This window comes from Oxalobacter vibrioformis (genome assembly GCF_027118995.1).
GTDB lineage: Bacteria > Pseudomonadota > Gammaproteobacteria > Burkholderiales > Burkholderiaceae_D > Oxalobacter > Oxalobacter vibrioformis.
Genome location: NZ_CP098242.1, coordinates 162,054 through 174,645 on the forward strand (window position 1 = coordinate 162,054; position 12,592 = coordinate 174,645).

Genomic DNA, 12,592 nt, shown 5'->3' on the forward strand with positions numbered 1-12,592 from the left:
CGGCAGAAAACGGTTTATGTTGAATCAGGAAAAGCCGGGCGGCGTGCTTGACGGGTCGTTTTTGTCGAGTTCGTCGAAATAATCCGACAGGCTCTGGTCGAGGTTTTCCTCGATCAGGCAGGTGATTTTCTGTGACAGTTCGTCTTCTTCTTCGGGCTGGAAAACAAAGAGGACATACACGTCTGCCAGGGTGATTTTCCGGGCATTGCCCACCCAGCGCCATTCGTCGAGTGCACGCCTGATGGCCTTTCTGCGGCGGCGGAATATGATGCGCGCCCGCCGCTGGATATGGTCAACCCATCCCTTTTCCTGCATGGTGAGCAGCATGCCCTCCAGCTCGGCACTGGACAGGCTGGCGTGGCGTTGCAGGCGTGTCCAGCCGACCGACTTGTTTTTTTCGGACCGCGCATAAAAAAGGGTGCGGATGATAAAGAGCGCGTCTGCATACTGGCTGCCCGGTGTGACTACCCGGCGCCAGCGCCCGCTGCGGAAATCAGGCAGTGACGAGGTGAGTACCGCACCGAAAAGCATGATGAGCGAGCTGACGTAAAGCCAGAGTAAAAACATGGGGATGATGGCTATTGCGCCGTATATTTTCTGGTACGACGCAAACTGCATGACGAAAATGGCAAAGAGCCGCTTGGCGATTTCAAAGGCAACGGATGCAAAGACCCCGCCCCACAGCGCATCTTTCCACAGGATCTGGCGGTACGGGACAAAGCGGTAGAGCAAGGTAAAGGCAGTCGTGGAAATACCGCCCAGGAAAAAGATGGGCCAGATGCCCTTGAGGTATGGCAGCCCGCCCACGATACCCCGCGCAGCGAGGTACAGATACGATGTCAGGTAAAGCGACCCGCCCAACAGCAGCGGCCCCAGCGTCGCAATGAAAAGGTACATGATGAAGCGCCGGATGATCGGGCGCGGCTCCTGGACACCCCAGATACGGTTGAAGGTGGTTTCGATGAGGTCAAACATCATGGCGGTGGTAAAGAGCATCGCCAGCGAGCTGACAATCGAGACACCGGATGCCTTGCTGGCAAAAAGGGTGAGGTTGTCCAGGATGCCTTTTGCCATGCCGGGCGGGATCATGCCGCGGGTGAAGTAGATTTCCACCATCTTTTGCAGCATTTCAAACTGGGGAAAACGGGTAAAGATGGCCAGTGCAACGGCAACGGCCGGGACGATGCCGAGTATAAGGGTGTAGGTGATGTTGCCCGCCACCTGCGTTAAGCGTTCTTCGTCAACCCGGCGCCATACGTACTGGGCCAGATCGATCAGCCGCTGGAGGTGACGGTTTTTGGCGTGCAGGTTGTCTATCGGGTTGGGCATCAGGTCAAATCATGTTGTTGTATTGCCAGTGTAGCGCAAGGATGCGCCTGTTGCTATCCTCCCGGTTTTATCATTTTCTGCTGCCGGGCTTCTTGATGTTTCCGCTATCTGCGCTTGTACCGTGGATGGAACGCGATGGTTTTTGCGCTTTTTCATGGTTTAGGGCAGAATGGATTTATTCGTCTTACAGCTTGCTAAGGGAAATTTTTTATGCCAATGCAGGGTTTTCTGAATGGATGCGCCAATGCTATTGGTGCCGATCATGTCGTCACCGATGAGGCATTGATGCTGCCTTTTCTGACAGATTATCGCCAGCGCTTTACGGGCCGGGCGCTGGCTGTGGTGAAGCCATCCACCACAGAGGAGGTGGCCGCCATTGTCAAACTGTGCAACCTGCACCATGTGCCGCTGGTCCCCCAGGGGGGCAATACGGGCCTGGTGCTCGGGAGTATCCCGGATGAATCCGGCAAGGCGATTGTGCTGTCGCTAAACCGCTTAAACCGGATACGCGAACTGGATGCCGCCAATAACACGTTGACCGCCGAGGCGGGGTGTATCCTGGACCATATCCACAGTGCGGCAACAGATGCGGAGCGCCTCTTCCCGCTGTCACTCCCCTCTTCCGGCACCTGCACGATAGGCGGCAATCTTTCGGCCAATGCCGGGGGCACGGCTGTGCTGCGCTACGGCACGGCAAGGGAGCTGTGCCTGGGGCTGGAGGTGGTAACGGGTGAAGGCGGGATATGGAATGGCTTGAGAGGGCTGAGAAAGGATAATACGGGTTATGACCTGCGGGATCTTTTTATCGGTGCGGAAGGCACGCTTGGGGTGATGACGGCAGCGGTGTTAAAGCTGTACCCGCTTCCCAAGGCGAAGCTGACAGCAATTGCCGCAATGACAACGCCTGACAAGGCGCTGGACCTGCTGAATATTGCACAGCGTTACTGCGGCACCTCGCTTACCGCCTTTGAGCTGGTGTCGCGATACGCGATGGAACTGGTGCTGAAACATTTTCCGGCACTTTCGGCTCCCCTGCCTCTCACTTACGGGCAATATGCGTTAATCGAACTCTCAGACAGCGAATCGGAGGATCATGCCGCCGACATGCTGGAAACCTTCCTGGAATATGCGATAGAAGAGGATGTCATCCGTGATGCGGCGGTTGCCCAATCCATCGCGCAATCGCAAAGCATGTGGCAGCTGCGGGAAAACATTTCTGCCGCCCAGGCGATGGAAGGGAAAAATATCAAGCACGACATTGCGCTGCCCACGTCATCGGTTTCGGATTTTATCGCGAAAACGGACCAGCTGTTGCAGGCGCATTTCCCCGGCTGCCGCATGGTGACATTCGGGCATCTGGGCGATGGCAGCCTGCATTACAACGTCAGCGCGCCGCCGGGAGTGCCGGTGGAAGCCTTTATGGACTGCACCCCGGAAATCAACCGGATCGTGTATGACAGTGTGGCCTCATTTAATGGAACGATATCAGCGGAACACGGCCTGGGGGCCTTGAAACGCGAAGAACTGGTGCGGTACAAACCGCCAATCGAGATTGACATGATGAAGCGGATCAAGGCGGCGTTTGATCCGAATCATGTGATGAATCCTGGGAAGATATTGATTTGATGGTTGCCGTGGGTCAGCCACCCACCTTATGAGCTCAATCTCGAGGGGCATCTCATAGCAAGAACACAACAAGCAAAGAGTAATAAAGCAAACGTACCAAGCCGCCCCCCTCGTGCGCCGCACTGCGTTTGGCACGCTCACTGCGTTCCCTGCACGCTACGAGGTAAACGCCACAACAAACGCGCCTGCCGTCGCGTCACCACGGCCCCTCCCCCGCTAGATAATCAACCCCTTCTTCAAATCATGCTCAACCAGAAATCCCGGGATGTTTTCAGCAGGTATCGGACGGGAAAGCAGGTATCCCTGTATTTCCTTGCAGCCGCGCTCCCTCAGGAAGGCAAGCTGCTCTTCGGTCTCCACCCCTTCTGCCACGGTAACCATGCCCATGCTGTCTGCCAGCGAGATAACGGCTTCGACGATAGCCATGTCATCGGCATCTGCCGGGATATCCTGGACGAAGGAACGATCGATCTTGAGGATATAGACGCTGAATCGCTTGAGGTAAGCCAGCGAGGAATAGCCGGTACCGAAGTCGTCAATGGAAATGCGCAGGCCGCGCTGGTGAAGCTGGTCAATGATGGCGATGGCCGCCATCGGATTTTCCATGGCAACGCCTTCGGTGAGTTCGATATGCATGGATTCGGGCGGCAGCGCAAATTCGTCCAGGACGTGCATGATCATTTCAGACAGGCGCGGATGGCGGAACTGGACGGCGGAGAGGTTCACTGACATGGAAAGGCTGTCAAAACCGCCATCCAGCCATTCCTTGAGCTGCCTTGCGGCTGTACGGAGTACCCATTCGCCGATGGGAACGATTTCTCCATTGGCTTCGGCAACCGGGATGAATTCGGCCGGGGAAATAAAGCCAAGCTCGGGATGGTTCCACCGGATAAGCGCCTCAAACCCGACAATACGACTGGTTTCCAGCGACATCTTCGGCTGGTAATGCAGGGTAAACTGGTCACGTTCCAGCGCACGGCGCAAGGCATTGTCCAGCTGAAGCAGGCGTGCGGAACTGGCCTGCATTTCCACGGTAAAGAAACAGTAGTCATTGCGTCCGTTTTCCTTGGCGCGGTACATGGCGGCATCGGCACTGCGTGAGAGAGTATCAAAATCATTGCCGTCAGTCGGGTAAAGCGAAATGCCGATTGAGATGGACAGGCTGATTTCGTGGTGATCCACCAGATAAGGTCTTGACGCGACATGCAGGAGGCGCTCGGCCAAAAAGGCCGCGCCGTCCGTATCGGTTCCCGGCAAGAGCAGCACAAATTCGTCACCGCCAATACGGGCAACGGTATCCTGCTCACGCACAACACCGCGCAATCGGTCGGCAAACTGTTTCAGGAGCTCATCGCCCACACCGTGCCCCAGTGAGTCGTTGACGTTCTTGAAGTTGTCAAGGTCAATGAACATCATGCCCATGGGTTCGTTTTTCCGCTGGGCGATGCTGACCGCCATGTTGCAGCGCTCACGCAGCAGTGTCCGGTTTGGCAGGCCTGTCAGTGAATCGAAGTGGGAAAGCCAATGGACCCGTTCTTCCGCTTCCTTGCGCTCGGTCAGATCGGCAAACATGGCAATGTAATGGGTCAGCCGCCCCAGGGTGTCACGCATGGCCTTGATGGAAAGCCACATGGGATGAATGGTGCCGTTCTTGCGGCGGTTGAAGACCTCCCCCTGCCAGCGGTCCCCGTCACTGACGGAGGTCCACATGGCCGCGTAGAAATCATTGTCGTACATACCGGAAGAGAGGATATTCGGGTCTTTGCCCCTGACCTCATCAAACTCGTAACCGGTAATCGCCGTAAAGGCCGGGTTGATCATGGCGATCTTGCCGCTGTTGTCCAGCAGCATGAGTCCTTCGCTGCTGTGCTCGATCACCTGGGCAGACAGGAGAAGCTGCTCTTCCCGCTCGAAATGCTCAATGGCAAAATCAATATCGCTGACCAGCTCCACCAGCAGGTTCTGGGAAGGGACGTCAAAGGCGTGAGTGTAATCAGAACAGATGAAGTAAACACCAATCACTTCTCCCTTGCGATGCAGCGGCAAAACGGCAAGGGAACCCCAGTCATGGAGTTCTCCGGCTTCCCAAAGGCCTTTGAGCACCGGGTCATTTGCGACCTCCTGTACCCATATCGGACGGTTTTCACGCACAGCCCGCTGTGCCGGTCCCATGGAGACTTCTTCTCCATCCAGCGGGATGGCCAGGCCATCCAGGTAATTGAGGTGGATACCGTAAGCTGCCACGGGGTGGATGGTTCGGCTGGCGGGACTGATCATGCCCACCCATACGGTGGAGAAATCCGCATACTGGACGATGTCGGCGCATATCTGCTGGAAAAGCTCGTTTTCGTTCTTGCAGCGGATGATGGACTGGTTACACTCGCTTAATGCGGCATACAGCCTGTTTAAACGATCAATCTCGGCTTCGGCTTCCATGCGCCTGGCGTAAAGATCGCGATAACGCTGCTCGCTTTCGCGCAATTCGTTTTCTGCCACGGTACGGGCCTGGTCGCGCAGGAAATTGTCCAGTGCAAAATTGATGTCGGTTGACATCTCGGCGAGCAGTTCCCGGGAGGATTCGTCAAAGGCATTGGCCCTGTCCGAGTAAACGTTGAGGGTGCCGTAATAAACCCCGTTCTGCCTCAGGGGCAAAACGGCAATGGAGTGGATGTTGAGGTTGACGATTACCGCCTTCCAGCTATCAGGCATTTCATCATTGATGATCTCATCGACATGCTGCAGCCATACCGGCCGGCTTTCACTCATGGCAAGACCGGTCGGCCCCCTGCTGCCCGGCTCATTCGGGTCCAGGCTGAGTTTGAGCATCTGCAACTGCCCCACGAGATCAGGGATATTGCTGTAGGAGCTGATCGGATGCACGGTCTGGTCATCGGCGTTGAGCCAGCCGATCCAGGCAATGGTCATGCCGGCATAGTTGACAATGGCATGGCAGATTTTCCGGAACATTTCATCCGGGCTGTGGGAATGGACGATGGCCTGGTTGCAGTGGGAAAGCGCGGCATAAAACTGGTTCAGTCGATGAATCTGCGCTTCGTCTTCCTTGCGCCGGGTGATGTCCTCGACTGTCAGGAGGATATGCTCAACGGAACCACCGGCCTTGCGCACACAGCGCAGATGAATGTCGGCAATGGCAATCTCCCCGTCTTTGCGGACGAGGTTTCGCTGCAAATGAAGCTCTTCCATCTGGCCGGTCAGCAGATCTTCCATGAGCTGCATGTCTTCTGACAGGTCGTTGGAGGTGACGAGTTGGGGCCAGGGTGTTACCTGCAGCTCGTCACGGCTGTAGCCCAGTATCTCGCACAGCTTGTCATTGAACTGCAGCCAGGAGGTCAGGTCGTTGGACAGGATACCCATCCCGATGAACGGGAGGGTATAGAAATTGCCCAGTATCTGCTCTTCGCGCAGACGGTGTGTGACTTTCTGGGCCCGCTGCTGCATGCGCCAGATAAGGAAAAGGATGCCACCGGCAACCAGCAGGATCACAACGGCAATGCTGCCGATCCAGAAGCTAAGGTTTCTGAGCGGGGCGAGAACCTGCCGGACATCCCTGGTGACAACGAAGTACCAGTTTGTGCCCGGAACGGGCGCCCAGGCGGCAAGGACATTAACGCCTTTTGAATTGGTGGTGCTCATGACACCTTCCGGCTGTCCGCTCCGTGCAGCGGCGATCACCACGCTGTCCTTTGGCGCTTCGATATAGTGGATGCGCGAATCCCCGAATTCGGACTCATCCAGGTAATACATGGTAATACCCTGATCCCCATCCCTTGCCAGCCGGGTATCAGTGGTCAGGTCTGCCGGCCAGTGCGTCAGGTAAGTGGAGATATAGTTATCCGGATTGACCTGGAGAAGAACGGTACCCAGCAGGCGATTGGAGTGGGCCTGTGAAAAGATCGGGATAATATAATCCAGCCGCGTATGGCCGTCTGCGTTTGCGGGAATTTTTATTTTCCCGCCACCGCGCCGGTAATCCGGGCGTTTCCGGGGAGCGGCTTGCAGGCGGCTTTTCAGTTCAGCGGTTTCTTCAACCGGCTCCCCCAGCGCCAGCAGTTTTTTGCCGGTTTCATCAAACAGCACGATGGACTGGTATTCCAGGGCCTGAAGCAGGGCTTCAAGCTGGCCTTCCACCAGGTTGAAGGCATTGGCACTGCCGGTATACCGCCATTTTTCCACGTTATTGGTGAAATTGTTCTGTGAAAGCGTCAGTACGCTGGACTGCTGTCTTTCTTCCAGCCAGCCCTGGATATGGGTGACCCGGTGCCGGGCACTGCCCTGAAGCTCGGCGAAGGCATCTTTTTTGAGCCGCGGGGAAAAAACCTCCAGTGCGGCAAAGCAGATGACCGGCACAAATGCCGCCAGGGCAAAAACGGGTAAAAAGAGCTGCAACAGATTCCGCACATTTCCCCTGACGTGCGTAAACTCGTAATTTTCATCATCGGCATTGTCCGCGATGTTTTCGAGGAAGAGATAAATGCTCATGGCCTGGCAGCAGACCAAAAGAACACCGGATGAGGACAACAGCCGGGTACGGGTCAGGTAGTCGTCAATCAGAAACGCGATGAATACCTGGAAGGTGAGCAGCCAGACAGAGCCGAAAGCCATATGCAACAGCATGAAAGCCACCGGTGACGGACGGTAGCGTGAAAGACCGTAGAGTGCCGGGAGCCGCGATGTCAGGTGATAGACATACAGCGCGGTAATAAAGACATACAGCGCCCCGCCGATCATCAGGCCATATACCCGCCTGACATCATTTTCGACCAGAAATGACAGGGTCATGTGCCACACAGCGATCCACAACAGGCCAAACAGCGCAAACAGCAGGGCTATCCTGGCTGAAAGGTGTTTTCTATCGATGGTTTTTTGTGTCTGCATGGTCTGAAAAATCCGGTCGGTGTTCTGTCGGTATTTTTTATTATTTCCGCATTATAGTATTTCTTCCGGAAAATAGTTGCCCAACAGCAAAGTTCTTATTTATTATCAAAATAAAAACTTTTCTTACTTTCCTTTTAAAATTAATTACCTGTAAAAATCGGCTCAATCATTTTCAAGATCAGGCATTTCATCTGTTTCCAGCAACTGCTGGGCCTGGCCCGATGGCAGCGCTTCGACTTTCCTGAGTTTTCGGCTCATCTGCCGGGTTCGCATTTCGGCATCCTCAATATTTCTTGCCGCGCGTTCGAGGGTGCGCTTGGTCGCACTCAACGCATCGCCGAATTTGCCGAATTCTGTTTTGACTGCACCCAGTATCTGCCATACTTCGGATGAGCGTTTTTCAAGCGCAAGGGTACAAAATCCCATTTGCAGGCTATTCAAGAGCGCCGCCAGGGTGGAGGGACCGGCAATGCTGACGCGGTGATTGCGCTGGATTTCATCAGCCAGGCCCGGACGGCGCATGACTTCGGCATACAACCCTTCGGTTGGCAAAAAGAGCAGCGCAAAGTCTGTGGTCATCGGCGGGGAAAGGTATTTTTCGGCGATTGTCCGGGCTTCCAGGCGCAGGGTACGCTCAAGCTCCCTGCCCGCAGCAGCGACGCCTTCCGCATCGGCATTTTCTGCTGCCAGTATCAGCCGCTCGTACTGCTCCTTGGGAAATTTGGCGTCAATCGGCAGCCACACGGGCATGTCGTCGTCTTTTCCGGGCAGCCGGATGGCGAATTCCACGCGGGCGTCAGACCCCGGCACAGTGGCAATGTTTTTTTCATACTGGTCAGGCGTCATGATCTGCTGCAGGAGCATTTCCAGCTGGACTTCTCCCCATGTGCCGCGTGTTTTGACATTGGTCAGGACCCGCTTCAGATCGCCCACGCCGAGAGCCAGTTGCTGCATCTCACCTAAGCCCGCATGGACTTTTTCAAGCCGCTCGGAAACCAGCTTGAAAGACTCACCCAGGCGCTGCTCCAATGTGGCGTGAAGCTTTTCATCGACGGTCTGCCGCATTTCTTCCAGTTTTTTGGCGTTTTCGTTTTGCAGTTCCTTGATTTTGTCTTCGAGTGTGGTCCGGATTTCTGCCATGCGGCGGGTATTGGACTCGGAAAGCAGGTTGAGCGTTTGCTGGAGGGTATCGGAAAAGCGCTTGATGCTGGCTGACTGTTCTTCGCGGGCGACCAGCGCCTGCTGGCCCAGGTCGTTGCGCATTTTTTCCAACTGCTCGGCATTGCCCTTGCCCAACTGCTCCAGGTGGGCGGAAAAAGCGGTAATATGGCTGTTCTGGAGGGTGGCGGTGCCTGTTATCTGGCTGGTGATGGCCTGCTGGAACTGGGAAAGGCTGCCGGAAAGTTCCTGGCGGTTGCTTTGGGCCGTGCTTTGTATCTGCTCGCGCAATTCACGCTCGGTGCGCTCATTTTGCTGCTGGAGTGCCTGTGTGATGCTGTTTTGCAACCCCTGCAGGCCGCCAGCGCTGTCGTCTGGTGAATGGCGGTTTTTGAACAGGCTGATGATCTGCAGGATAACGGCAACAGCAGCCAAAAACAGCAGCGCATATAGCAGAGTTTCGTTCATGAATCTTTCCGTATGATTTGTCAGGAGGATTATCTCACTAAAGCGGAAGGATGCGTGAATGAAAATAGCGGCTGTTTTGTAACAGCCGCCATGTGGTTGACAAGGCATCGGTTACCGGAAAACGCGCGTCTGTACCGAGCCAGAGTGACTTTTATCGATGCGCCGTCGCTGCATCCTGCGCGACATCGCTGTCACGATACGGAAAAGGTGTCTTTCCAGCGTAAAAGCCTGAGGCCGTTGAAAACGACGATCAAGGTAGCCCCGACATCGGCAAAGACAGCCATCCACATGCTGGCGTAGCTGGTGAGCGCGAGGGCGAAAAAGACCAGCTTGATCCCCAGCGCAATACTGATGTTCTGCCACAATATCCGGAAAGTACGGCGCGACAGGCGGATCAGGTCAATCACCTTTCGCAGGTCATCGTTCATGATAACGACATCGGCGGTTTCCATGGCGATATCGGTCCCTGCCCCGCCCATGGCGATACCGATATTGGCGGTAGCCAATGCGGGGGCATCATTGATGCCATCTCCCACCATGGCAACATGGGAAAATTTTGTCTGCAAAGAGGCAATGGCATTGAGCTTGTCATCCGGCAGCAGATTGCTGTGAACCTCTTTGATACCAGCCTGCCCTGCAATGGTTTCAGCCGTCAGGGTGTTGTCGCCGGTGAGCATGACCGGGGTGATTTTCCGACAGGCCAGCTCTTCAATCGTCACCCAGCTGTTAACCCGGATGGTATCGGCAACGGCAAAGAGTGCCAGCACTTCTTCGTCAGATGCCAGCAGCGTCACGGTATAGCCGGATTTTTCGTGGGCGTTAAGACGTTCTGCCAGTGCCTGCGTGACAGGTGTGCTTTCTTCTATCCAGCGGACGCTGCCAAGACGCAGCTTTGTGCCGTCAATCGTGCCCATGCTGCCTTTTCCGGGCATCTCGGTGAAATTTTCCACCTTGCCCGGCCTGGCATAAGTCTTCATGTCGTCATAAATGGCCTTTGATACCGGATGGGTCGAATGGGAGGTCATTGTCGTTGTCCATTGGCGTATCTCATCGCGCGTGATATCGGTAGCGATGTTTTCCACAGCAACCAGCCGCGGCTTGCCTTCGGTGATCGTGCCGGTCTTGTCGAGCGCCACGGCCTTGAGTTTTCGCGCCTCTTCCAGGTAGACGCCGCCCTTGATGAGAATCCCGGCACGGGCAGCAACTGCCAGCCCGCTGACAACGGTCAGCGGCGTGGCAATGACAAGTGCACACGGACAGGCAATGACCAGCAGGACCAGCGCCCGGTAGATGGCATCCCACCATGTCCAGTCGGTGAGAAGGGGCATAATGACGGCAATGGCAAGCGCAATGATGAAGACGGCAGGGGTATAGATGGCGGCAAAACGATCAACGAACCGCTGGACAGGCGCACGGGCTTCCTGTGCCTCTTCGACTGTCCTGATGATGCGGGAGAGCATGGTATCACTGGCCAGTGCCGTGACATCCAGCTCCAGGATGCCGGACTCATTGATACTGCCGGCATAGACCATATCTCCCCCTGTCCTGGCAACCGGGATGCTTTCGCCGGTAATGGCCATCTGGTTAACAGCGCTGTAACCGGCAACGACCATGCCGTCAAGAGGGATACGTTCGCCGGGCTTGACACGGATGATCTGCCCCGGGCGAATGTCTTTTACACTGGCGACTTCCCAGTGCCCATCCGGCAACCGCAGCTCGGCTGACTCGGGTGTCAGGGAAAGCAGCTGGTGGATGGCATTGCGCGCCCGATCAACCGAGCGGGCTTCGATAAGCTCGGCAATGGCATACAGGACCATCACCATGGCGGCTTCTGCCCACTGCCCTAAAATGCAGGCGCCGGTAACCGCAACCGCCATGAGTGCGCTGATATTGAGACGTCCGTGCAACAGCGCCCGGATACCATTGGTATAAACGGAGGTGCCCGCTAGGAGAATGGCGGAGACCGCCAGCGAAAAACCCAGTACCTTGAAGGGCATTGTATCCGGCGCAAAAAAATGCAGGATTTCGATGGAGAGTGCAATAACAAGCGCGACGCCCAGCTTCCAGTAACCGGTATCCGGCGTATGGACATGGTCATGCCCCCCTTCCCCGCCAGCCTGCCGGACGGATTTCGGTTTGTAACCGGCTTTTTCGATCGCCTGGCGTGCCTTTTCTTTTGCCTGCCCGGTCGCATTGATCGTGAGTGAACGTGAAGACAGGTGGAAAAAGAGGGAGTGGATACCTTCAATGCCATCGAGTGCCTGGCGGATTTCCTTTTCCTCGACCGGGCAATCCATATTGGGAATCTTCCAGACTTCGGCATCACCACCGGCTGGTGCCGCCGGAACCGGAGCCAGCGGCTCCAGCGCCGCAACCGAACAGCCGCATCCCCCGCACGATGAAGGCGGTGGCTGGGTATCTTCATGGGCATGATCGTGGTCATGGCTGTGGCCGTGATCATGTTCGTGATCGTGCGCTGTTTTTCCGATGTGTTCGTGTTTCATGGTTTTTCCTCACTTGCTGCTATTAGAAACCCTGTAGCCACTACAAAGTCAAGTGGGTGTAGAATGGTTTTATTATTTTTTTATCTGAGGCCAAAAAATCATGAAAATCGGTGAACTGGCAAGCGCCACCGGCACCCAGGTGGAAACCATCCGCTACTACGAACGTGAGGGCCTCCTCCCAAACAGCAGCCGCACCCAGAGCAATTACCGGATTTATAACGAACGGCATATGGAGCGCCTGCTCTTCATCCGCCGCTGCCGTACGCTGGACATGACGTTAAACGAGATACGCTCGCTTTTGCGCTTTAACGATGCGGAAGAAGACAACTGCACGGAAGTCAATGCGCTTTTAGATGAGCATATCGGCCATGTGGCCGACCGTATCCGGGAACTGAAAAAGCTGGAAAAGCAGCTCAAAGACCTGCGCAAATACTGCAGCTGCCGGGAAATGATCCTGGCCTCAGGCGAGGCCATACATGGCGATACTCCGTGCCTGTGCAAGGAGGGCGCACCCCACTGCGGTATCCTTACCGAGCTTTTCGGGGTAAAGCCGGGGGAAACAGCGGCTGCACATGGACACAACCATGTGCCGGGTTCGCATGTGAGGTGAT

At 55.7% G+C, this 12,592-nt stretch carries 6 protein-coding genes; 2 read left to right on the plus strand and 4 right to left on the minus strand.

Annotated elements, in window-relative coordinates:
* Positions 1 to 24: 24 nt before the first annotated feature.
* Positions 25 to 1,329: a YhjD/YihY/BrkB family envelope integrity protein gene (locus tag NB640_RS00905; RefSeq protein ID WP_269309265.1), complete on the minus strand. Its 1,305-nt coding sequence runs from the start codon at positions 1,327 to 1,329 to the stop codon at positions 25 to 27.
* 216 nt (positions 1,330 to 1,545) lie between these two features.
* Here NB640_RS00905 and NB640_RS00910 point away from each other — a divergent pair, with 216 nt between their 5' ends.
* Entirely contained in the window at positions 1,546 to 2,955 is a 1,410-nt protein-coding gene (locus NB640_RS00910; RefSeq protein WP_269310467.1) for an FAD-binding oxidoreductase, read from the plus strand.
* 216 nt (positions 2,956 to 3,171) lie between these two features.
* Here NB640_RS00910 and NB640_RS00915 read toward each other — a convergent pair whose 3' ends face one another.
* The 3 genes from NB640_RS00915 to NB640_RS00925 form a co-directional block, all read right to left on the minus strand.
* A complete protein-coding gene (locus tag NB640_RS00915) occupies positions 3,172 to 7,851 on the minus strand; it encodes an EAL domain-containing protein (RefSeq protein WP_269309266.1) in 4,680 nt (1,559 codons plus the stop codon).
* Positions 7,852 to 8,013: 162 nt separating this feature from the next.
* Positions 8,014 to 9,477, minus strand: coding sequence for a DNA recombination protein RmuC (locus NB640_RS00920; protein WP_269309267.1), 1,464 nt, complete (start codon positions 9,475 to 9,477; stop codon positions 8,014 to 8,016).
* Between the two features lie 191 nt (positions 9,478 to 9,668).
* A complete protein-coding gene (locus NB640_RS00925) occupies positions 9,669 to 11,981 on the minus strand; it encodes a heavy metal translocating P-type ATPase (RefSeq protein ID WP_269309268.1) in 2,313 nt (770 codons plus the stop codon).
* Positions 11,982 to 12,081: 100 nt separating this feature from the next.
* On the opposite strand from NB640_RS00925, the gene cadR reads away from it, so the two are divergent.
* On the plus strand, positions 12,082 to 12,591 hold the full coding sequence (gene cadR / locus NB640_RS00930) for a Cd(II)/Pb(II)-responsive transcriptional regulator (RefSeq protein WP_269309269.1): 510 nt from the start codon (positions 12,082 to 12,084) through the stop codon (positions 12,589 to 12,591).
* The last annotated feature ends 1 nt before the right edge of the window (position 12,592 follow it).